Genomic DNA, 22,866 nt, shown 5'->3' on the forward strand with positions numbered 1-22,866 from the left:
TTTTTATTTTTTATGAATTTACTATCAATAAACATTGTTTTAATTCTGGTTTTCCAATCGTAAAGTTTAATAACCATTCACGCAATTGATCCATTTCATAGGGCAATAACATTTTTATGGCTTTTTCTAACTCTTTACAAAAAAGCATTGGATCAAAACTTACTCTTTCTAAAACAGATTTTGTATAATCGTACATAACTTTCGACATAAGACATGGATAATTTTGGTTAGATTAAGATTCTAATGTTGTTGCAAAAGTACATTTTTTGGCACTACTCAAGTATTATTTAACGTAGTTTTTGGTTTTATATTTCATACTATTCGCCAAAAGCTTCTAATAAAAAGAACGAATTAAAAACTTTACTCAACCCTTTCGAGCACGAAACATTTCTCTTTTCCCAGGAGGCCCCTCAAGTTTTTCAACAGTGAAACCCACTTCTATCATGCTTCTTTTAACGACTCCTCTTGCAGCATAGGTAACCAGTACTCCGTTATCTTTAAGCGATTTATACATTTTTCTAAAAATCTCTGTACTCCATAATTCTGGTTGTACTCTATATCCAAAAGCATCAAAATAAATTAAATCGTATTTATTTTCATCATTAATTTCTTCAAAAAATTGTTTCCGCTTCGTCAGTGTAAAAACATCATTCAAAATCACTTTTTCTCCCCAATTGCTTTCATGCATTTTATCAAAAAGCATGCTTTCCTGATAGGCATTCAACTCAGACACATAATTCATCTTTAAGACTTCCTCTGCTGAAATTGGATAAGCTTCAACCCCTACGTAATCTATGGTTAGCTGCATTTTTTGGGCTTCCAATAGCGTGATAAAAGCATTTAAACCCGTACCAAACCCTATTTCGAGAATACTAATTTTTTGATATTGAAATAGGGAAAGCCCATTTTTGATAAAAACATGTTGTGCTTCTTGAATTGCACCATGTTTAGAATGGTAACATTCGTCCCATTCTGTTAAGTGGATGGTTGTTGAACCATCAAGTGTCTGAATTATTTCTCTTTTCAAAATTATAATCTAAGGTTATGCTACTTTTTTAATCGTGCCACAGGTCAAATTTAATCAAAACTAGTGCCTTTACCTCTTAAAACGAGGATTTTTTATATAATCATTAGAATTATGCTGTTTTTTTTTGATTTTAAAAAAAGTAAATAAATGGTAGTTAAACGCTATAATTAATAGTGTTTTGATAAGTAATTTGCTGATTTTTATTTAATTTTGCAAATATTAAAGTCAAAGAGATAGAAACGCAATCTTTTTAAGCTTTGTCTAATAACTTAAAAAAAAATCAAAAAACAATACATTACTATGAGTACAACTCAAACTAACAAAATTGAAATTATAAAATCTCTTACTTCTAAAATAAAGGAAGTAAATTTTGAAAACCTAAGCTTTGGTTCTGTTTTTACGGATCACTTATTTGAATGTGATTTTACAAATGGGGAATGGCAAAAACCAGTCATTAAGCCATACGCTCCTTTTTTGTTAGACCCATCGACCCGAGTTTTTCATTATGGACAAGCTATTTTTGAAGGAATGAAAGCATATAAGGATACTGATGATGCCGTTTGGCTTTTTAGACCTGATGAAAATTATAATCGTTTCAATAAATCAGCCGTTAGAATGGCTATGCCAGAGGTTCCTGAAGAAATATTCATGAATGGGCTTCATCAATTATTACAATTGGATGAAGCTTGGATAAAAAAAGGAAAAGGAAACGCGATGTATATCCGACCATTTATGATTGCAACTGGAACGGGCGTAATTGCTAACCCATCAAATGATTATAAATTTATGATCATTTTATCTCCAGTGACCTCGTATTATTCTGGTGATGTAAAAGTACTTATTGCAGAACATTACAGTAGAGCCGCTAATGGCGGAATTGGTGCGGCAAAAGCAGCTGGGAACTACGGCGCTCAGTTCTACCCTACAGTATTAGCAAATGCAGCAGGCTTTCAGCAAGTCATTTGGACTGATGATGCCACGCACACCAAACTGGAAGAAGCTGGAACAATGAATGTTTTCTTTAGAATAAATGATACCTTACTTACTGCTCCAGTAAGTGAACGAATTCTAGATGGAGTAACTAGAAAAACATTGATCGACCTAGCTAAAAGCGAAGGTATAGACGTAGAGATTCGCCCTGTTTTAGTTTCTGAACTTGTTGAAGCAGCTAAAAACGGAACTTTAAAAGAAATTTTTGGTGCTGGTACAGCTGCCGTAGTAAGTCCAATCTCGGGATTCTCATATCAAGATGCCTACTTTGAATTGCCAAAAATTGAAAAATCAGTAGCAATACAACTAAAAGACAAATTAACTAATATCCAAAATAAATTAGAAAAAGACACTTTTGGATGGACTGTTAAAATATAATTTTTAGATTTTATGTTTACATAAAGGCGATTTTATAAATCAAAATCGCCTTTTTTATTTCTTACACTACTACACCTATCGCCCATAGGGATTAGCAATTCCTATTTAAGAATAATTGAAAAATCAGGTTTAAAGTAATTTGGGCCTTTTAGAACTTTTCCGTCTTCTCGATAAATGGGGTTTCCGTTTTGGTCTAATTTACTCATATTACTACGTTGAATTTCATCAAAGACAGCTTCTATTTTATCCTGTAAACCGTGCTCTATAATAGTTCCACAGAGAATATACATCATATCACCCAGAGCATCTGCTATTTCTGTTAAATCATTATTTCGTACCGCTTCTAAGTACTCTTCATTTTCTTCTTTCATCAAATTATATCGAAGTTCATGCTTAAGCGCACCTAAATTGGCTGTAGGACTTTCATTAAAATCAATTTTGAACGTAGAATGAAATTCCTTTACTGCGTTAATTTGTTTTTGCATATTTAGTATTTTTATCAAATGAAAATACAAATTAGCAAACTATTATTAAACAAATAACTAAATTTGTCAAAAAAATATTTTAATTATGTTTAGTCAGGGACAATTAATATTTGCAGGCCTTTTTTTTATTGCGTTCGTCATAGCGATGGTATATGCCTACCGAAAAGATTTAGCGTTGCATAGGATATTTTATAAAGGGAATTATAAAATATTAATAGGATTTGGAGTTTTTATTGGAATTTTGTTCTTAATAAAAATATTCTTTAAACGTTAGTTTGCGATAAATAAATAATAATGTCCAAAGTCTACTTAGCGTGGACTTTTTTATTTATTTATCTTTCGAAAATTTCATGTTAATATTTCACCCCAAATCTACACTTACAGTATTAAATTTCATTTGCTTAAAAATAATACAATAGACTTTTAAACACCATTACTTTTACAATAGTATCCATAAATAAAAAAGTACCTATCCAACCATTTAAATCTAGCTGAATAAAAAAAATCGAATTGCATTGCCACTTTTACACAAAAAAAAAGGTTTACATATTTATTTAACACTTTCTGTGACTTATAAATTAAATTTTTAACTTTACAGAAATTAACAAACCCAATGTATTATGAGGATTTTAAAATATTTATTTCTTTTACTACTACTTAGTTTTGTAGCGCTATCCATTTTTGTAGCTACTCAAAAAGGAGATTTTACCGTAGAAAGAAGTCAAATCATAAATTCCCCAAAATCGAACGTATATAATTTTGTAAATGATTTCAGGAACTGGGAAGATTTTGGTTCTTGGATTACTGAAGATCCCGAAATAAAAATTAACTATCCTATAAAAACAATTGGGACAGGCGCCAACTATTCTTGGGAAGGAAAAGACGGTTCTGGTAATATGAAAACTATTTTTGTAAAAGAGAATGACAGTATTTCGCAAATAATGGACTATAATGGAACTTCATCATCGGTATTTTGGACTTTTAAAGATACGATTGGTGGCACAAAAGTAACCTGGAAGACTATTGGCAAAATGAATTTTTCTATGAAAGTATATACAGCATTTAACGGCGGTATGGACAAAATCATTGGGGTTATGTATGAAAAAAGTTTAGCAAAGCTAGACAAAACCCTTGATTTTGAAATAAACACGTACAAAGTAAAAGTAGACGGATTAACAAAAATTCCAACTACTTATTATTTAAAACAAACCTTTACTAGCAAACTTTCTAAAGTTACCAAAAATTCAAGGATTGTATTTTTTAAAATAATTGATTTCTGTAATAAAAACAATATCGAGCGCAATGGAAAACCGTTTTTACTCTATCACACCTATGATTTATCAAATGGTCTAGCTAGAATATCGTTTTGTATACCCATAAAAAGTCAAATTTTGACAAGTTCAGGCAGTGACATTTTAACCGGAAAACTAGAGAATTTTGAAGCTGTAAAAACAACCTTAACTGGTGATTACTCACATATTAAAAAAGCGATGGATAAAGCAATGGGGTACATTAATTCTAATAAAATAATAGTAGATCCTACATTTTCACATTTGGAAATGTTCAAAATCAGCAGATCCGAAATTAAGAATCCTTCGAAATGGATCACTGAAATATATTACCCTATAAAACCAAAAGTGATTCCTGTCAACACTTATATTCCTACCACAATTAAAAAAGTTGAAGCTGTAAAAATACCTGCACCTGCTATTAACAAAGAGGAAGAGCAATCTGAATTTTAAAACTAGTACTAAACGATTAAACCTTTTTAGTAACTTATATTCTAACCTTTAAAAAACAATTTTGCAAGAAGAACAGGAATTTATAAATCAACTATTAAACCCTAAAACACAAAACCAAGCGTTTCAGAGGTTAATATTGGATTATCAAAGACCTCTTTACAATCACATTCGGAATATTGTTTTGAATCACGACGATACAGATGATATATTGCAAAATACTTTTATTAAAATATTTCAACATCTAAAAAATTTCAAAGGAGACAGTAAACTCTTTTCATGGATGTACCGCATTGCAACTAATGAGGCACTGACTTTTTTAAAACAAAAATCAAAAAGAAATGGCGTTTCATCAGAAACATTACAGAATAAAGCGATCGATAACCTTGAAGCCGATGTTTTTTTTGATGGAAATGAAATTCAACTAAAATTACAAAAAGCGATTGCTTTACTCCCTGAAAAACAACAGCTAATTTTTAAAATGAAATATTTTGAAGAACTCAAATATGAGGCTATTTCTGAAATACTAGGAACCTCAGTTGGGGGATTAAAAGCATCCTATCATATTGCAGTAAAAAAAATAGAAGCATTTGTAACCACTAATTAAACCTTTTTGCAATAACTCTGTCTAAAAGAATATGAAAACATTTAAATTAGAAAATAAGTCTAAAATTGAACCTGGTTTTAAAACACCCGATCATTATTTTGAAAATTTTTCAGTCAAAATGATGCAGCAATTGCCTGCGAGTGAACCAAAAGTTATTTCTATTTTTCAGAAAAGGAAAAATTTAATTTTGATGGTGGCAGCCATTCTGGTACTTGCGCTTATGATTCCAATTTTTAATTATTCATCTGCCAGCATCAATGAGTTGGATTCAACTGAATTAGAAAATTACATAACCTATCAATCTAATGTTAATCAATATGATTTGATAAGTGGTCTAGAAACGGAAGATATCAACAACATGAATACAAGTATTGCTATAGAAGACGAAGCGATAGAAGATTTATTGTCTGGAAATTCAAATCTGGAAAATCTTATTTTAGAGTAAATAACAAACATGCTTTTTAAGCTTTAATTAAAAAACAACAAAATGATCGTTAGAAAATTATTACCCATATTATTATTCTTCGTTTCATTCAGCTTTTACGCTCAAGGCGAAAGTATGAAAGAAAAAAAAGAAAAAATAAAAGCGTTGAAAGTAGCTTTTTTCACAACTGAACTTGATTTTACAGGTAATGAAGCTGAAAAATTCTGGCCACTTTACAACACATTTGATGACAAACAATTTGAATTAAGACATCAAAAAATGCGTGCTTTTATGAAAAGAATGGGTGATGGCTCATTAGACAAAATTTCAGAAAAAGAAGCAAATAATTTCTTAGCTCAAATAGAAGATACCGAAGAAGAATTATTTTTACTTCGAAAAAAATTCACTCAAAATTTGCGAGCTGTTTTGCCTTCGGTAAAAATAATTAAGCTGAGGAAGGCTGAAGAAGATTTCAATAGAAAATTACTCCATCAGTACCGCAATAAAGGCCAAAAATAAGTACCGTACCTATTATTAGTTCAACCAAAAACCTAAGCATCGGATAAAAATCTAATGCTTAGGTTTTTTTATTTAAAGTTGATACGGATTATTTTATTTTGACCAGCAGCAATTGCGGTATTTTGATCTAAAAAACGAATTGTGTTCAGAGTGGAATCCGTTGCCAATTGTTTCCATGAAGCCCCACCATCATTAGAATAATAAATTCCTGAAGTCCCAACAGTCACAAGTCCTTTGCCATTACTTTCAGGAACATACTGCACACAAGATGCATACCCAAAACCTTGATTATCGGCCACAAGATTCCATGTTTTACCTCCATCAATTGTACTGGCTTTATTAGAGAAGTTCTGATTCTTGATTTCATAATCGCCTCCAGCAATAAATCCAATATTTGCATCATAAAAATCAGCCGTAAAAATTCCGGTCATTGCTTTACCTTGTACAATCGGAGTATCATAAACCGTCCAACTATTTCCTCTATCTGAGGAATAAAAAACCCTCGATTTTTTTCCACCGGAAACAATCCACGTATGGTTCGCTTTGATAACTACATTAGTATTGCTTGCCGCAAAAGCAGCTTCACCATCCCTTACTTTTGGTAATTTATCACAAGGGATTTTATTCCATGAATTCCCTCCATCCCGTGTCGTAATAATGTTCAGACAATCAGCAATTGGATCTCCCATAGCTATTCCTTCTTTTTCATCCCAAAACTGCATACTGTCGTAAAAGACTTTCTCATGATTTTCTTGGTACACTATTTTTGTTTCCTTACTGTCTTTTGAAATTTGGTACAACAATGCAGGATTTGCAACATTCAAAATAAAAATATGCTTCGCTGTTTGAGCAATACTTCTAAATTCAAGTTTTAGAGAATCCTTGGTGATTGTGTTTTCTGTTTTTAGATTGGTATCCAAATTATAAAAACCATATCTTCCCTTATCAGCTGCATACCAAATTTTATTTTTATCTATTTGAATCGCTCTGATACTTATTTTATCCTGGAACAATGTATCAATTTTTACGAATTGAAAATTAATATTATTCGAATTCAAAGATTCATACATACCTGATTTACAAGACAAAAACACTACTGAACCTAATAAAATTAAAAAGATATTTTTCATTTTTTGTACTTTTTAGCGCTAATTTACAATTAATAATATAAATACAGAAAGAGACTAATATTAATTGGCACAGTAATTGGATATTGAAAAAAAAGGAAAACTTAATCCAATTTATTATGAAAACGAAACTACTATTATTGAGTCTATTGACTTCTGTTTTCGCAACACAAATACAAGCGCAAGATAGAACATCAGTAAATGCCATGAATGCCGAAATCAGTGACAATCTTGATTTGAGAGCTGTTGCTTCTATTTTTGGAGAATCAAGAGACCTACAGGATTTTGAAAGACGCTTGAATGATCCTAAACTTCAGATATCAAATTTAGATTTAAATAATGATAATGAAGTTGATTATTTACGGGTTATTGAAACCGTGGAAAACAGGACACACTTAATCATTGTTCAATCCGTAATTGATCAAGATGTATACCAAGATGTGGCTACAATTGATGTGGAAAAAGACAGAAATAATAAAATTCATGTTCAAGTAGTAGGAGATGTATTCATGTATGGTGAAAATTATATTTATGAGCCTGTTTATTACAGTACTCCTATAATTTATGCTTCATTTTGGTCACCTAACTATCGTCCATATTACTCCACTTGGAACTGGGGCTATTATCCTTCCTATTATTATGCATGGAATCCATTTCCAGTTTTCCGTTACAGAAATAACATTAATATTAATTTGAATATTAACAACAATTATAATTATGTAAATTATCGAAGAAGCAATCGAGCAGTTGTTTTATATAATTCAAGACGTTCCAATGGATACGAAAGACAAAATCCGAACTATTCATTCTCACGAAGAAACGCTAATGTTGCCAATCGTTATGAATTAGATCAGAGAAGAGTTTCTAGAAATGATAATGGATATTCTAATAGAAGAGCAACTGCCTCAAGAGATAATGCTCTAAACAGAACGAGTACTTCTAGAGGAGTTGTATCGCAAAGATCAGCTTCGGCAAGAGATTATTCTCAAAACAGAACTAATTCTTCTACTCAGGCAACGCCTCAAAGAGGAAATTCTCAGAGAGAGTATGCTCAAAACAGAACTAATCCTTCTGCTCAGACAGCGCCTCAAAGAGGAAATTCTCAGAGAGAGTATGCTCAAAACAGAACTAATCCTTCTGCTCAGACAGCACCTCAAAGAGGAAATTCTCAGAGAGAGTATGCTCAAAACAGAACTAATTCTTCTGCTCAGGCAGCACCTCAAAGAGGAAATTCTCAGAGAGAGTATGCTCAAAACAGAACTAATCCTTCTGCTCAGGCAGCACCTCAAAGAGGAAATTCTCAGAGAGAGTATTCGCAAAACAGAACTAATCCTTCTGCTCAGGCAGCACTTCAAAAAGGAAATTCTCAGAGAGACTATTCTCAAAACAGAACTAGTCCTTCCAGACAAGCAGCACCACAAAGAGCAGAATCACAAAACAGAGGGAATTCTTCGAGAGAATCAGCACCTCAAAGAACAGAAAGTCAAAGAGGTAATTCTTCCAGAAACAACGATAGAAGATCTTAAAAACTCTTCCCTATAAAACAAAAAACACGGCCCGACAAGCCGTGTTTTTTTTACTATGTAAAAAACACTTAATTTACATTTAAAAGTGTAGATTTGACCAGTTTTTTAAAAAAAATTTCATGAGCCCTTCACACAAAAACCTCCATAGTAAATGGACATTAGGTGGATTATTAATTTCATTAGGAATAATTTACGGGGATATTGGAACTTCTCCCTTGTATGTAATGAAAGCCATTCTTGGAGATCATATTATAAATGCTGATATTGTTTTAGGCGGAATCTCCTGTGTCTTTTGGACACTTACTTTACAAACAACCATCAAGTATGTCATCATTACTTTAAGTGCTGACAATCATGGTGAAGGTGGGATTTTTGCATTGTATGCTTTAGTCAAAAAGACAAAAATCCAATGGTTAATTGTCCCCGCAATAATCGGAGGAAGTGCTTTACTCGCTGATGGAATAATTACTCCTCCTATCTCAGTATCGTCTGCAGTAGAAGGAATTAGAACCTATTATCCTGAAATAAACACAATCCCAATTGTCATAGGTATTTTATTTATACTATTTGCCATACAGCAATTTGGAACAAAATTAGTTGGTAAATTTTTCGCTCCTATGATGCTCATTTGGTTTGGAATGCTTGCTATTTTAGGAATTACTCAAATTTCACAAAACACTGAGGTTTTAAAAGCCGTCAACCCTTATTATGCCTACCATTTATTAACGATTCATCCAGAAGGATTTTTTGTTTTAGGTTTTGTATTCCTTTGTACCACCGGAGCTGAAGCCTTATATTCGGATATGGGACATTGCGGACGAAAAAATATTAGAATCAGTTGGATTTTTGTAAAAACAGCTTTAGTACTTAATTATTTTGGTCAAGCCGCTTATTTAATTCATCACGAAGGAGAAACATTGCAAAGTTTGGGTGGAAAAAACGGAAATCCTTTTTACCTCATAATGCCCGATTGGTTTCAACCAATAGGAATTGTAATCGCTACGCTGGCTGCAGTAATTGCTTCGCAAGCATTAATAAGTGGCTCTTTTACGTTGATAAATGAGGCAATGCGATTGAATTTTTGGCCCAAAGTAAAAATCAAATATCCTACAGAATTAAAAGGACAATTATACATTCCATCAATAAACTGGTTGCTGTTTTTAGGTTGTGTTGGAATCGTATTACACTTTGAAGAATCAAGCAATATGGAGCATGCCTATGGCTTAGCAATTATTTTATGCATGATTATGACCACTATTTTACTTAATTTTTATTTGATAATGAAAAGAGTAAAGCTCTATTTCATCATACCGTTAATAACGATTTATCTAGTAATTGAATTTAGTTTTCTAGCAGCAAATATCACGAAATTTGCTGATGGTGGTTATGTAACGCTTTTTATAGCAATTACTTTAATCAGTATTATGACGATTTGGTACTTAGCTAAAAAAATCAATAAGAGTTATACGAAAATTGTTAAAATTGAGGATTACAAAAAAGTTCTGGTCGAATTAAGTGCTGATTTAACGATTCCTAAATATGCAACACATTTAGTTTACATGACTAATGCCGGAAGAACAGACGAAATAGAAGAAAAAGTAATGTATTCCATTTTGCAAAAAAGACCTAAAAGAGCGGATATATATTGGTTTGTTCATGTCAATATTTTAACGGAGCCATACAAAACTGAATATAAAGTTACCGAAATTGTTAAAGATGATTTGTACCGTGTAGACTTTAATTTAGGATTTAGAGAACCTACAAAAATCAACTTAATGTTTAAAGAAGTTATTAAGGATATGGTACAAAAAGGCGAAATGGATATTACAAGTAGATACGAATCTTTGAATAAAAACAACATCATCGGTGACTTCAAATTTGTTTTATCCGAAAAATTTCTTTCTAATGATAGCGACTTGAGATGGCATGAAAAAATAATTATGAATTCTTATTTCTTAATTAAAAAATTAAGTTTATCCGAAGAAAGAGCTTTTGGTCTGGACAGTAGTTCAGTAAAAGTAGAAAAATTCCCAATGGTTCTCCATGCACCTGAAAAAATAGGTCTGACAAGAGTTAAATAATGATTCAAATAATTTAAACACGGCCTTAAAACCGTGTTTTATTTTTCTTTCTTACATAAATCACTGTTAATTTATTCTAAAATAGTAACTTTGAAAAGTTTTTTAAAAAATTTTCATGGGCACTTCGCATAAAAACATCCACAGCCAACTTTCTGCTGCTGGACTATTGATTACGTTAGGAATTATATATGGCGACATTGGTACTTCACCATTATATGTAATGAAATCCATTATTGGAGAACATGCCATAAACAAGCAATTAATATTAGGTGGATTATCCTGTATTTTATGGACATTGACTTTACAAACCACATTAAAGTATGTAATCATTACTTTAAATGCAGATAACCATGGCGAAGGAGGAATTTTCTCTCTATACTCTTTAGTAAAAAAAACTAAAATTCAATGGTTAATCGTTCCTGCCATCATTGGAGGAAGTCTACTATTAGCCGAAGGCATTATAACACCCCCAATTTCAATATCTTCTGCAGTTGAAGGACTGCATATCTTTAAACCGGATATACCAACAATACCTATTGTTATCGCTATACTTTTTATACTGTTCAGTATTCAACAATTTGGAGCTAAACTGGTAAGTAAGTTTTTTTCACCTACCATGTTAGTGTGGTTTTCTATGCTTGGAATTTTAGGATGCATCCAAATTTTTAAAAATATTGAAATATTCAAAGCGATCAATCCATATTACGGCTATAAATTATTAACCTCAGATAATGCTGGCGAAGGATTTCTTATACTAGGAGCCGTATTCTTATGTACTACGGGCGCCGAGGCACTTTATTCGGACATGGGACATTGCGGACGACGCAATATCAGAGTAAGTTGGATTTTTGTAAAAACCACTTTAATACTTAATTATTTTGGCCAAGGAGCATTTTTACTAATGCATGAAGGAAAAACATTGGCACAATTAGGAAGTTCAAATCACAATCCCTTTTATTTAATCATGGCCGACTGGTTTCAACCCATCGGAATTGTAATCGCCACATTTGCTGCCATTATTGCTTCACAAGCCTTAATAAGCGGTTCCTTTACATTGATCAATGAGGCAATGCGTTTGAATTTTTGGCCAAAAGTAAAAATCAATTATCCAACTGATGTTAAAGGACAATTATACATTCCTTCTATTAACTGGCTGCTTTTTGTGGGTTGTGTTGGAATCATTTTATATTTCAAAGAATCCAAAAATATGGAGCATGCTTATGGTCTTTCTATAATTCTTGGAATGATGATGACAACAACGTTATTGAATTACTATTTGATAATGAAAAGAGTCAAATGGTATTTTTTGACGCCGTTAATTACCCTGTATGCAACCATAGAAATTGGCTTTTTATACGCTAATATTTCCAAATTTATGGAAGGTGGATATGTAACTTTATTCGTAGCAATATTCATGATATTCATAATGAGCACGTGGTTTTTGGCTAAAAAAATCAGTAAAAATTACACACAAATTGTCAAAATTGATGATTATACAAAGGTACTTGGTGAATTGAGTCATGATGAAACAATACCGAAATACGCCACGCACTTAGTGTATATGACAAATGCAACCCGATCTGATGAAATTGAAGAAAAGGTAATGTATTCAATCCTTCGTAAAAGACCGAAAAGAGCGGATATTTATTGGTTTATACATGTAAATGTGCTAAACGAACCTTACAAAAAAGAATACCGAGTAACCGAAATTTTAAAAGATGATTTATATCGAGTTGATTTTTATTTGGGTTTTAGAGAACCCACAAAAATCAATTTAATGTTTAAAGAAGTTATTAAGGATATGGTTAGCAAAGGCGAAATGGACATCTCCAGTCGTTATGAATCTTTAAATAAAAACAATATTATAGGGGATTTTAAATTTGTATTATCCGAAAAGTTCCTTTCAAATGATAGTGATTTAACTTTCTTTGAAAAAATTGTCATGAACACCTATTTCGTTTTGAAAAAATTCAGTCTATCTGAAGGAAAAGCGTTTGGCTTAGACAATAGTTCCGTAAAAGTGGAACAATTTCCTATGGTGCTGCATCCGCCGGAAATTATCAATATGAAGAGGATAGAAAAATCAAATAGCAACATGTGATTTTATTGCATCAATTTTTCTCTTATACACATTACCAAGTAAAGTTTTTTTCTGATGAAGAAAAAAACTTTATTGTTTTCATACAAAATCCAATAATTTTCGAGAAGCACCTGTGCAAACTCCTAAACCACAAATACAAAAATTCACATAAAAAAAACCTACCTTTGCACCTCAATTATTTAAAATGAGATTACACAGAAATTTAGTTTACACAACAATAGATGCATTAAACGCCATTTTTAACGAGGGTGAATATGCTGATAAAGTGGTTGCAAGATCCTTAAAAAAAGACAAACGTTGGGGAAGCTCTGACAGAAAGTTTGTAGCCGAAACCATCTACGAAATTGTACGTTGGAAAAGATTATACGCAGAAATAGCTGAAGTAAAAGAACCATTTGACAGAGACAATCTTTGGAGAATGTTTTCTGTTTGGGCAGTTTTAAGAGGCTATCCTATTCCAGATTGGCGTCAGTTAGAAGGAACACCAGAACGAAAAATAAAAGGTCGTTTTGACGAACTTTCTAAAGTGAGAGCTTTAAAAGAATCTATTCCGGACTGGATGGATGAATTGGGAGTACAAGAATTAGGAGAGAAAGTTTGGGCAACTGAAATAGCAGCTCAAAACCAGCCTGCTAAAGTAATTCTCAGAGTCAATACACTTAAAACTACAAGAGAAGCGCTTCGTGCTATTTTGATGGATTTAAACATTGAGACAGATACTTTAAAAAATCAACCTGACGCTTTAGTACTTAAAGAAAGAGCTAATGTGTTTTTAACTGATGCTTTTAAACAAGGTTTTTTTGAAGTTCAAGATGCCAATTCACAATTAGTAGCTGCGTTCCTTGACGTAAAACCAGGAATGCGTGTTGTTGATACCTGTGCTGGTGCTGGTGGAAAAACGTTACATATTGCTTCTTTGATGGAAAACAAAGGACAATTAATTGCTATGGATTTGTACGAAAGCAAATTGAAGCAACTTAAAATTAGAGCTAAAAGAGATGGCGCTTTCAATATTGAATACCGCATTATTGACTCCACAAAAATTATCAAAAAATTACATGAAAAAGCAGATCGTGTATTAATTGATGCCCCTTGTAGCGGTTTAGGAGTTCTCAAAAGAAACCCAGATGCTAAATGGAAATTGAAACCTGAATTCATCGACAACATTCGTAAAGTACAATCGGAAGTTCTAGAAAGTTATTCTAAAATTGTAAAACCAGGAGGAAAACTAGTATATGCTACTTGCTCTATATTACCATCCGAGAATCAAGAACAGGTAAAACGTTTTCTGACAACCGAAATTGGCAAACAATTCAATTTCATTAAAGACCAAAAAATATTAGCTTCAGAATCTGGTTTTGACGGGTTTTATATGGCTTTATTGGAACGAAAAGAAAGTTCAGAGCAAAAAGAAAAAAGAGTTCAAAAAGAAATAGAATAGATTTTAGAATTTACAAAAAAAGTCCTCGAAAATTTGAGGGCACTGAAAAACATCTCTTGGTTTGATTAGAGACGCTTTTTAGACAATAAAAAAACGCTTATAACAGGATTTTAAATATCCGTTATGAGCGTTTTTATTTTTAAAACTGTTTTTTATTAGGTTGTATGAGTCGATTTTTCACTTTTATAAGTTCATTCTGCTTACTGCACATGTAGCTTTTATTTTTCTACATTAATTTCAGTATTCTTTTTAAGTTGACTGTGAAAATTGCTATTGCTCCCTGCATTTGCATATTGCAAAGACCATATGATATCGCTCTATCATAACCATGTACATTTTTTAACTCACTATTTTTCGCTTCTATCTTGTATCGATGTTTTGTTTTTTCTTTGTAATATTCAGTTTCTTGAAAGGCAATTTGGTCTTGGTGTAAGTCAGATTTTATCGATACTGAATATGTTTTTGTCTTGGATCCATCTTTATAACAACCCTCTTTTAAAGAGCAGGTCTTACATTTTTCCACATCAAAATAGTAGGTTTGTATTTGATTGGTTCCAATATTTTTTTTACCTTGGCGAGCCTTTCGTATGGCCATATGACCAGCAGGGCAAACAAATCTATCGGCATCTTTATTATAATCAAATTTATCTTCGTCTTTTCTAAATCCTTGTGTTATGGAAGGATTTAATCTAGCTACTACTTTAATGTTTAGCTTACTTGTGAGTTTAAGGTTTTCTTTCCCTGAATAGGCTCCATCGCCGATAATAGTATCAACATCAATTCCGTTTTCTTGACTAATCGCTAAAAGTTTAGGTAATTCCGGTCCATCTCCTTTTTCGCCAGATGTGACTACAGCCGCTGTAATGATGCGCTCCTCGGTCATCGCCAAGTGAGTCTTATATCCAAAGAAAGAACTATCAGCGGATTTATGACCCGTTTTAGCATCTGTATCTTTTGATAAGGTAAAATTTTCTTGAGTGTCTTCTACAGTTTCTTTGAGTAGATTTAATTTCTCTTTCACAGCTGGAATCGAACTTATTGACAGCTCATTTTCAATGCGTCTTTCCAAATCTTTACAATAAGCTAGTTCCTTTTCTAAGTCATTATCGGTATTTTTTTCTGGCATATGTTCTTTGAATTCCTGCTCAAAGCTGTATACTGTTTTTCGTAGTAGCTTGGAACGTTCTCTCAATACATCGATGGCTAAAAATGGATTGGATCTTGATAAAGTATGTGTGGCATCAACGATGATAGACTTCGACCGAATAATACCTTTTTCGATAGCAATGGTGACTGTTTTGTTTATCAATAGATTTAGTAGGTCGGTATCCTTTAGACGTAGTTTTCTAAATTTTGTTAACGAACTCGGATTGATAACGTCATCTTCTGGATTCATATCCAAAAAATATTTGAAGGACATATCATATTGAGAACGTTCCACGACATCAATATCGGAAACAGTATAGATTGTTTTAAGTAGTAAATATTTAAACATACGAACGGGACTTTCTGCCATTCGCCCATTATTGGTACAGTACTTATTTAACAACTCATCGTAAATAAAAGAAAAATCAATCAAATCATTGATTTTTCTTAATAGATTTTCTTTTGGAACTATTAAATCATACAACGAAGAATACTCGCTGAATTGTATTGTTTGTTGTTGTACTAACATCTAAAAAACACGTATAATTAGACATAAATATAAGAAAAAAGGAGTAGAAATCCATAGATATCTACTCCTTTTTATGTGTCTATTTATTAGAAAGACTTTTTCAGTGCCCTCGAAAATTTCGAGGACTTTTTTTGTATTATTATTTTTTCAGTTTAATCTTTTTCCAATTATAAACTATTTATTAATCATTCATTGAAATTAAGAACTCTTCATTGTTCTTCGTTTTCTTGAAACGATCATTAATGAAATCCATCGCTTCAATAGGATTCATATCTGAAAGGTATTTACGCATAATCCACATTCTTTGTAATGTTTTTGGATCCAATAACATATCATCGCGTCTGGTACTTGACGATGTCAAATCGATTGCTGGGAAAATACGTTTATTGGCAATTTTTCTATCCAATTGCAGTTCCATATTACCAGTCCCTTTAAATTCTTCGAAAATAACCTCGTCCATTTTTGAACCAGTTTCTGTTAATGCAGTGGCAATTATACTTAAGGAACCTCCATTTTCTACATTACGGGCAGCACCAAAGAAACGTTTTGGTTTCTGTAATGCATTTGCATCCACACCACCACTTAATACTTTACCTGATGCAGGTTGAACAGTATTATAAGCTCTGGCTAAACGTGTAATGGAATCCAATAGAATCACTACATCATGACCGCATTCTACCAAACGTTTTGCTTTTTCAAGAACGATATTAGCAATTTTAACATGTTCTTGTGGTTCTCTATCAAAAGTAGAAGCAATTACTTCACCACGCACACTGCGTTGCATGTCAGTAACCTCCTCCGGACGTTCATCAATTAGTAAAACAATTAAATAGACTTCAGGATGATTTGCCGCAATTGCGTTGGCAATTTCCTTAAGCAACATCGTTTTACCTGTTTTGGGTTGCGCTACAATCATACCTCTTTGTCCTTTTCCTATTGGCGAAAACAAATCGATAATTCTAGTTGAAATAGTACTTTGTTTTTCAGCTAATTTGAATTTTTCTGATGGAAATACTGGTGTTAAATGTTCGAATGAAACTCTGTCACGAACCACTTGAGGATCATGTCCATTAATTTTTAAAACGCGTACTAATGGAAAAAATTTCTCTCCTTCTTTTGGTGGACGAACCACACCTTTTACGGTATCGCCGGTTTTAAGACCAAACAATCTAATTTGAGAAGTTGATAAATAAATATCATCTGGCGAAGCCAAATAATTATAATCCGAAGAACGTAAAAAACCGTATCCGTCAGGCATCATTTCTAGAACGCCTTCACTTTCTATAATTCCATCAAATTCAAAATCAGAAGCAGCAAAATTACTTTTCTTGTTTTTAAAATTGGGATTTTGATTTCCATTCCCATTTGGATTTGGATTCTGCTTGTGCAACTGGTTTGGATTTATTTTTTTGGCAGGTACCACTGCTTCGACTTTTTCTTCAGTAGTTATTTCTACTGCAGCATCTTCCTCTTTTGCAGTTTCCTTTACTTCGTCTTTATCCTTTTTTAAAGCAATTTTTTTCTCGTAAGCTGATTTATTAAACTTAATCACCTTTCCAACTTTTTTCTCTTCAGCACCAGACTTTACTATAACTACTGGTTCTTCTTGAACTGTAAATACTTCCTCAGGAGAATTATTTTCTACTGCAACCGTATCCTCTACTACATTTTCTTGGGATTCAAATAAAGGACTTTCCTGTGATTTCTGGATTGCTGCCTTTTTAATAGGAACAATACGAACTCTTTTAGGTTTATCATCTTCAAGAACACTTTCTGCTATTGTATTTACTTTAGTATCACCGTTAGCCATTTGATGCTCTAATATGTGACCAATTAAAGTCTCTTTTTTTACACCGTTAAATTTTATGGTTTTAGCTGATTTAGCTATTTCTTGAAGCTCAGAAAGCTTCATTTCTTTTAATGCAGAAATATCAAACATGAATGTTCTATGAGTTTAATTAATTTTTGGAATAATGTAAAAGATAGGTAGTAAACTTTAAATTGAATCAACCGCAGTATGAAGTGCTTACGGAATTATGATGCAATAATACGAATAAAATTCAATCAGACAATAGTATTTTAAAAAAAGAAAATATATTTTTGTAAAACATATTTAACAAATGATACAAAGAATTCAAACCATTTATTTACTTCTTGCTTTTGTAGTTACTGGCATTTTACTTTTTTTTGTTCCTTTATGGACAGTAGCCGAAGGTAAAGAGTACTATTTTATGCAAAGCCAATTGTACACTATACTATTGGGGCTGAGTACCACGCTAACGGTTTTAAGTATCGTTTCCTATAAAAAAAGACAAAATCAGTTTGTTATTGGCAGATTGAATATCATATTAAATTTGATTTTATTAGGATTGTTTGTATATCGTTCACTAAACGTATCTGGAGAAACACCCGTTGTTTCTGAGAAAGGTATTGGGATGTTTCTGCCTGCAGTTGTTGTCGTATTATTAGTTTTAGCTAATAAGGCCATCAAAAAGGATGAAGATCTTGTAAAATCTGTGGATAGATTGAGGTAAACCTATAAATTTTAGTTTATTAGTGCGAAGGAAACCCGAATGTAAAAATTCGGGTTTTTTTGTGTCCTGAAAGTTAAACTTTATTAATAAAGACAATAAAAATCTTATAAAAACAATAAATTGCTATTTATTTTTTATAAATTTGGCAATAAGAATCCCAATATGTTAAATAAAATACGAATTCATCTTGCTGACGACCATCAAATCCTTATGGATGGAATTAGAACTTTACTTCATACCAATCCTGCATTTGAGGTCGTAGGGTTTTCTATTAATGGCACTAATTTGTACGATGAAGTGCTAAACAACAAATCAGATATTCTAATTCTGGATATAAACATGCCAGAAAAAGACGGAATTGAAGTTATCAAAGAGTTTGCCCAAAAAGGATTCCCTTGTAAAATTATTATTTTATCAAGTCACGATGATTTGAGGATAATAAAAGAAGTTATGAAATTAGGCAGCAGTGGTTATTTGACAAAAAAATGTGCTGGTGAAAATATTATCGAAGCAATTTTGGCGGTTACAAATGGAGAAGAATATTTTTGTAAGGCGGTAAGAGAGAAAATATTTAGCACTGTTGCCAAGGACAATCCAAAATTAATCAAACCCGAACTTAAAGGAAACTTAATTTTAACCGAAAGAGAATTAGAAATCATCATCTTAATTTCACTTGAATTAAGCGGAAAAGAAATTAGCGACCAACTATTCATAAGTGTCAACACCGTAGAAACTCATCGAAAAAACATAATGAAAAAACTAGATGCTAAAAACTCGATAAGCCTTGTCAAATATGCCATTAAACATAAATTAATCAAATCTTGAATTGGCTCCAGCTGTATAATGATCTACTTTATAGAAATTAAATCTACAGTATTTCTAACAAATAATTTTTTGAAATAAAATTTTCCTGAATATAAAAGGATCAAAAAATATTTTTAAAATAAAATGAGGTAACCAAAAACTAAAACCAATTGGACCCTAAAGATTAAAATAAAGAAATTTATGCCGCTGAAACACATTCTTATTTTATTGCTGTTCGTATCGAATATTTCTTCTTTTAGTATTATAGCACAGACGAAACTCCCTTCAAAAAATAATGCGGTATCCATTGCCAAAGAAGCCAATGAATTATTAAAAAAGGGTAGCTATGAGAAATCATTGATAAAATCAAGAGTTGCATTAAACATGGCTATTCGTTTGAAAGACAATGACCTTATTGCTAGTTCTTACAATACTATTGCTGCAAATTTTGACCAATTATCAGAAACAGACAAAGCTTTTTACTATTACAACAAAGGCTTAATTTATGCTAACAAAACCAACAATGACGTTCTAAAAAACTGGTTGAACAACAATTTAGGTAATATTTATTGTTTTGATAAAAAGCAATACGAAAAAGGAATATTCTACTATAAAAAATCGTTACAGTACAGCACTAAAATAAAGGATTCTGCACAAATAGTTTTTACAAAACTTAATTTGACATGGGCTTATTTTGATATTAATCGCTATGAAGCAGGTCTTCCTTATTTAAAATACATCAACAAACACCACAATAAACATGGTGATGTTTCTACAATTGTTGCATTAAACATGCTTAATGGAATGTATTATAATTACAAAAACGATAGCAAAAAAGCCAATTTTTATTTTAAAAATGCAATCAAATTAGGAAATGCAGGAAACGAAAAGTCTGACTTATCCTATTCCCATTATGAATTTTCTAAGTTTTTATTAAAAACTGGAGATTATGAAAGCGCCTATAAAAACCTCGCCCTTTTCAATAAAATTACAGAAGAATTAAACAGTGAAGAAAAAATCAATAAAGCTAATGTCGCTGGCATTAATCTTCAAATTGACGAATACAAAAGAGAAATTGATAAAATAGAAAACGAGTTTAAAACCAAAGAATCTATATTATTAGAAGAACAATCCAAAAATAAAAAAATTGTTATTGTATTAATCGCTATTCTGCTATTGCTCTTTATTCTATTCTATTTCTACTCCCAAAATGCACAACTAAGGCACAAAAATAAATTAAAAGACCTAAGAAGCAAAGTCCAAGAGAACTTGATCAACGCCTCCATAAACGGCCAAGAATTAGAACGAAAAAAAATTGCTTCATTTTTACACGATAACATTAGCGCCTTGCTGTCCTCAGCTGGAATGCATCTTCATGCTTGTATCTCGCAAAATGAATCTTCATCGAAAGAAATAATTAAAACCAAAGCGATTTTAGAAGAAGCCCATGACCAAGTTCGAGATTTATCCCACGAACTAATGCCATCCCTTTTAGCCCGATTTGGCTTATTTGACGCTTTAGATGATTTATGCGAAAAAAATTCGAGTTCTATTCTTCAATTTGACTATTCAAGTTGCTTAAATAGAAAAACCCGTTATGATGAGGATTTTGAAATAAAAATTTATTTCATCATCATGGAGCTACTCAATAACATCATAAAACACAGTGAAGCAAGACAAGCTAAATTAAGCATACAGGAAAATAATGAATCGCTACAGATTACTATTATAGATAACGGAAAGGGATTTGATTCTAATAAATTTAATATTCTAGAAGGTTTTGGACTCAATCAAATTAAAGCGCGACTTAATCATCTTAGAGGAACGGTGGAAATAAATTCTAAGCCTAATTTAGGCACATCTATTACTATAAATGTTCCTATAACTTATCAGAAAAAAATAATCAAACCCGTTTTTCAATCTCAATAATTTCCAAATCTTTGATTTTGTCGCCCTCAATCACAAAGCGCAGCATAGTTCGTACTTGGTGAAAACCACTTTTTCCGGCTGCACCCGGATTCATGTGCAAAAGATTGAATTTTTTATCGAACATCACTTTGAGGATGTGAGAATGTCCACAAATAAATAATTTTGGCGGATTCAATTCCATTTCTGATTTGATATTCGGATTATATTTCCCAGGATACCCGCCAATGTGCGTAATCCAAACCTCTACCCCTTCACACTTAAAGCGATTGTGCAGAGGAAACTCCATTCGAGCTGTTGCATCGTCTATATTCCCATAGACACAGCGCAAGGGTTTTAGCTTTTTGATGCTATCCGTTACGGCTAAATCGCCTATATCACCCGCATGCCAAACTTCATCAGCCTGTGCAACGTATTTTAAAATTGTATCGTCAATATGACTGTGGGTATCGGAAAGTAGAAGTATTTTTTTCAAAATTGTTTTTTTAAGGGCTATTTGTTTCGCCAGTTCGCTTTGCTCGTGTCCCGCTATCCGCTACAATCTTGTTGTCTATTAAAAAATAGAGAACAAGGATTTTCACTACCATCAGGACTAGTATTTTGTGGTAAAAATAAACATTCGCAATCCAAATAAAAAATCAAACAGAAACTTAACAAACTTTGACACTTGTCCCTTTCTATCAAAAAAATTAATAAGTATCTTTGTAGCTTCAAAAAAAATCACTTGAGATATTTCGTCAAATTAGCTTATAACGGAACACAATACCATGGATGGCAATACCAACCCAATGCCGCTTCAGTTCAAGAAACGATGAACAAAGCATTTTCGGTAGTATTAAATACGACTTTAAATCTCATGGGAGCTGGAAGAACAGATACTGGTGTACATGCTAAAGAAATGTATGCTCACTTTGATTTTGAAAAACCATTTGATCTTGTGAGTTTAGTACATAAACTGAACTCTTACTTGCCCAAAGACATAGTAATTTATACCATTATTCCAGTTCATGCCGATGCACATGCACGTTTCGACGCTTCAAAAAGAACCTATGAATACCATATCAACACATTCAAAGATGTTTTTTCGCAAGAACAAAGCTGGTATTTCCATCAAAAGTTAGATCTCGATTTGATGAATGAAGCGGCGCAATTACTATTTAAACATGTTGATTTTCAATGTTTTTCAAAAGTCAATACCGATGTAAACACATTTGACTGCACTATTTTTGAAGCTAATTGGAAGCAAGAAAAAAATACCTTAATTTTTACTATTTCGGCAAATCGTTTTTTGCGAAATATGGTCCGTGCGATTGTGGGAACATTAGTAAACGTGGGATTACATAAAATTACCTTGGCTGATTTCACGGCCATTATAAAAAGTAAAAACAGAGATAAAGCAGGTTTTTCGGTTCCGGCGCATGGTTTATATTTGACCAAAATAGAATACGAATACATTACGCAATAGCCCTGATAGAAGTGAAA

At 32.3% G+C, this 22,866-nt stretch carries 20 protein-coding genes; 13 read left to right on the forward strand and 7 right to left on the reverse strand.

Annotation, left to right across the window (positions count from 1 at the left end):
- Nucleotides 1-10: 10 nt before the first annotated feature.
- Complete coding sequence (locus E0F91_RS00110) at nt 11-208, reverse strand: hypothetical protein (RefSeq protein ID WP_132064361.1); 198 nt, start codon at nt 206-208, stop codon at nt 11-13.
- A gap of 156 nt (nt 209-364) precedes the next feature.
- On the reverse strand, nt 365-1,027 hold the full coding sequence (mnmC2, locus tag E0F91_RS00115; RefSeq protein ID WP_132064362.1) for a tRNA (5-methylaminomethyl-2-thiouridine)(34)-methyltransferase MnmC2: 663 nt from the start codon (nt 1,025-1,027) through the stop codon (nt 365-367).
- 300 nt (nt 1,028-1,327) lie between these two features.
- On the opposite strand from mnmC2, the gene E0F91_RS00120 reads away from it, so the two are divergent.
- Entirely contained in the window at nt 1,328-2,395 is a 1,068-nt protein-coding gene (locus E0F91_RS00120) for a branched-chain amino acid aminotransferase (RefSeq protein WP_132064363.1), read from the forward strand.
- Nucleotides 2,396-2,496: 101 nt separating this feature from the next.
- Here E0F91_RS00120 and E0F91_RS00125 read toward each other — a convergent pair whose 3' ends face one another.
- Nucleotides 2,497-2,880 carry a pyrophosphohydrolase domain-containing protein gene (locus E0F91_RS00125; protein ID WP_132064364.1) on the reverse strand — a complete coding sequence of 128 codons (384 nt, stop codon included), beginning with the start codon at nt 2,878-2,880 and terminating at the stop codon, nt 2,497-2,499.
- A 620-nt stretch (nt 2,881-3,500) separates the two neighbouring features.
- Here E0F91_RS00125 and E0F91_RS00135 point away from each other — a divergent pair.
- The 4 genes from E0F91_RS00135 to E0F91_RS00150 all read left to right on the forward strand — a co-directional run bounded on the left by E0F91_RS00135 (nt 3,501) and on the right by E0F91_RS00150 (nt 6,169).
- Entirely contained in the window at nt 3,501-4,622 is a 1,122-nt protein-coding gene (locus E0F91_RS00135) for an SRPBCC family protein (protein WP_132064366.1), read from the forward strand.
- Between the two features lie 61 nt (nt 4,623-4,683).
- On the forward strand, nt 4,684-5,226 hold the full coding sequence (locus E0F91_RS00140; RefSeq protein WP_132064367.1) for an RNA polymerase sigma factor: 543 nt from the start codon (nt 4,684-4,686) through the stop codon (nt 5,224-5,226).
- A 31-nt stretch (nt 5,227-5,257) separates the two neighbouring features.
- Nucleotides 5,258-5,671 carry a hypothetical protein gene (locus E0F91_RS00145; RefSeq protein ID WP_132064368.1) on the forward strand — a complete coding sequence of 138 codons (414 nt, stop codon included), beginning with the start codon at nt 5,258-5,260 and terminating at the stop codon, nt 5,669-5,671.
- 42 nt (nt 5,672-5,713) lie between these two features.
- Entirely contained in the window at nt 5,714-6,169 is a 456-nt protein-coding gene (locus tag E0F91_RS00150; RefSeq protein WP_132064369.1) for a sensor of ECF-type sigma factor, read from the forward strand.
- A gap of 68 nt (nt 6,170-6,237) precedes the next feature.
- Here E0F91_RS00150 and E0F91_RS00155 read toward each other — a convergent pair whose 3' ends face one another.
- Entirely contained in the window at nt 6,238-7,299 is a 1,062-nt protein-coding gene (locus tag E0F91_RS00155; protein ID WP_132064370.1) for a sialidase family protein, read from the reverse strand.
- 116 nt (nt 7,300-7,415) lie between these two features.
- On the opposite strand from E0F91_RS00155, the gene E0F91_RS00160 reads away from it, so the two are divergent.
- The 4 genes from E0F91_RS00160 (at nt 7,416) to E0F91_RS00175 (ending at nt 14,445) form a co-directional block, all read left to right on the forward strand.
- On the forward strand, nt 7,416-8,822 hold the full coding sequence (locus E0F91_RS00160) for a hypothetical protein (protein WP_132064371.1): 1,407 nt from the start codon (nt 7,416-7,418) through the stop codon (nt 8,820-8,822).
- A 119-nt stretch (nt 8,823-8,941) separates the two neighbouring features.
- Nucleotides 8,942-10,903, forward strand: coding sequence for a KUP/HAK/KT family potassium transporter (locus E0F91_RS00165; RefSeq protein ID WP_132064372.1), 1,962 nt, complete (start codon nt 8,942-8,944; stop codon nt 10,901-10,903).
- Nucleotides 10,904-11,018: 115 nt separating this feature from the next.
- On the forward strand, nt 11,019-13,004 hold the full coding sequence (locus E0F91_RS00170; protein WP_132064373.1) for a KUP/HAK/KT family potassium transporter: 1,986 nt from the start codon (nt 11,019-11,021) through the stop codon (nt 13,002-13,004).
- A gap of 184 nt (nt 13,005-13,188) precedes the next feature.
- Nucleotides 13,189-14,445: an RsmB/NOP family class I SAM-dependent RNA methyltransferase gene (locus tag E0F91_RS00175; protein WP_132064374.1), complete on the forward strand. Its 1,257-nt coding sequence runs from the start codon at nt 13,189-13,191 to the stop codon at nt 14,443-14,445.
- Nucleotides 14,446-14,671: 226 nt separating this feature from the next.
- Here E0F91_RS00175 and E0F91_RS00180 read toward each other — a convergent pair whose 3' ends face one another.
- Together E0F91_RS00180 and rho are read right to left on the reverse strand one after the other, a co-directional pair.
- A complete protein-coding gene (locus E0F91_RS00180; RefSeq protein WP_132064375.1) occupies nt 14,672-16,120 on the reverse strand; it encodes an IS1182 family transposase in 1,449 nt (482 codons plus the stop codon).
- 181 nt (nt 16,121-16,301) lie between these two features.
- On the reverse strand, nt 16,302-18,059 hold the full coding sequence (gene rho / locus E0F91_RS00185; RefSeq protein WP_132064376.1) for a transcription termination factor Rho: 1,758 nt from the start codon (nt 18,057-18,059) through the stop codon (nt 16,302-16,304).
- A gap of 181 nt (nt 18,060-18,240) precedes the next feature.
- Here rho and E0F91_RS00190 point away from each other — a divergent pair, with 181 nt between their 5' ends.
- From E0F91_RS00190 to E0F91_RS00200, 3 genes are all read left to right on the forward strand, one after another.
- Entirely contained in the window at nt 18,241-18,654 is a 414-nt protein-coding gene (locus E0F91_RS00190) for a DUF4293 family protein (protein WP_132064377.1), read from the forward strand.
- A gap of 162 nt (nt 18,655-18,816) precedes the next feature.
- Complete coding sequence (locus E0F91_RS00195; RefSeq protein WP_132064378.1) at nt 18,817-19,479, forward strand: response regulator; 663 nt, start codon at nt 18,817-18,819, stop codon at nt 19,477-19,479.
- A 180-nt stretch (nt 19,480-19,659) separates the two neighbouring features.
- Nucleotides 19,660-21,387, forward strand: coding sequence for a tetratricopeptide repeat-containing sensor histidine kinase (locus E0F91_RS00200; protein WP_132064379.1), 1,728 nt, complete (start codon nt 19,660-19,662; stop codon nt 21,385-21,387).
- Here the strand turns inward: E0F91_RS00200 and E0F91_RS00205 are convergent.
- Complete coding sequence (locus tag E0F91_RS00205; protein ID WP_073353663.1) at nt 21,362-21,859, reverse strand: metallophosphoesterase family protein; 498 nt, start codon at nt 21,857-21,859, stop codon at nt 21,362-21,364. The two genes, E0F91_RS00200 and E0F91_RS00205, sit on opposite strands and share 26 nt — an antisense overlap.
- Nucleotides 21,860-22,108: 249 nt before the next feature.
- On the opposite strand from E0F91_RS00205, the gene truA reads away from it, so the two are divergent.
- Entirely contained in the window at nt 22,109-22,849 is a 741-nt protein-coding gene (gene truA, locus E0F91_RS00210) for a tRNA pseudouridine(38-40) synthase TruA (RefSeq protein WP_132064380.1), read from the forward strand.
- The last annotated feature ends 17 nt before the right edge of the window (nt 22,850-22,866 follow it).

It is taken from the genome of Flavobacterium sandaracinum, from assembly GCF_004349135.1.
Taxonomy (GTDB): domain Bacteria; phylum Bacteroidota; class Bacteroidia; order Flavobacteriales; family Flavobacteriaceae; genus Flavobacterium; species Flavobacterium sandaracinum.

Excerpts from the sequence above, each read along its gene's own strand:
- E0F91_RS00110 (WP_132064361.1), bottom strand. The coding sequence starts at position 208 with ATGTCGAAAGTTATGTACGATTATACAAAATCTGTTTTAGAAAGAGTA.
- E0F91_RS00120 (WP_132064363.1), top strand. The coding sequence starts at position 1,328 with ATGAGTACAACTCAAACTAACAAAATTGAAATTATAAAATCTCTTACT.
- E0F91_RS00125 (WP_132064364.1), bottom strand. The coding sequence starts at position 2,880 with ATGCAAAAACAAATTAACGCAGTAAAGGAATTTCATTCTACGTTCAAA.
- E0F91_RS00135 (WP_132064366.1), top strand. The coding sequence starts at position 3,501 with ATGAGGATTTTAAAATATTTATTTCTTTTACTACTACTTAGTTTTGTA.
- E0F91_RS00145 (WP_132064368.1), top strand. The coding sequence starts at position 5,258 with ATGAAAACATTTAAATTAGAAAATAAGTCTAAAATTGAACCTGGTTTT.
- E0F91_RS00150 (WP_132064369.1), top strand. The coding sequence starts at position 5,714 with ATGATCGTTAGAAAATTATTACCCATATTATTATTCTTCGTTTCATTC.
- E0F91_RS00155 (WP_132064370.1), bottom strand. The coding sequence starts at position 7,299 with ATGAAAAATATCTTTTTAATTTTATTAGGTTCAGTAGTGTTTTTGTCT.
- E0F91_RS00160 (WP_132064371.1), top strand. The coding sequence starts at position 7,416 with ATGAAAACGAAACTACTATTATTGAGTCTATTGACTTCTGTTTTCGCA.
- E0F91_RS00165 (WP_132064372.1), top strand. The coding sequence starts at position 8,942 with ATGAGCCCTTCACACAAAAACCTCCATAGTAAATGGACATTAGGTGGA.
- E0F91_RS00170 (WP_132064373.1), top strand. The coding sequence starts at position 11,019 with ATGGGCACTTCGCATAAAAACATCCACAGCCAACTTTCTGCTGCTGGA.
- E0F91_RS00175 (WP_132064374.1), top strand. The coding sequence starts at position 13,189 with ATGAGATTACACAGAAATTTAGTTTACACAACAATAGATGCATTAAAC.
- E0F91_RS00180 (WP_132064375.1), bottom strand. The coding sequence starts at position 16,120 with ATGTTAGTACAACAACAAACAATACAATTCAGCGAGTATTCTTCGTTG.
- rho (WP_132064376.1), bottom strand. The coding sequence starts at position 18,059 with ATGTTTGATATTTCTGCATTAAAAGAAATGAAGCTTTCTGAGCTTCAA.
- E0F91_RS00190 (WP_132064377.1), top strand. The coding sequence starts at position 18,241 with ATGATACAAAGAATTCAAACCATTTATTTACTTCTTGCTTTTGTAGTT.
- E0F91_RS00195 (WP_132064378.1), top strand. The coding sequence starts at position 18,817 with ATGTTAAATAAAATACGAATTCATCTTGCTGACGACCATCAAATCCTT.
- E0F91_RS00200 (WP_132064379.1), top strand. The coding sequence starts at position 19,660 with ATGCCGCTGAAACACATTCTTATTTTATTGCTGTTCGTATCGAATATT.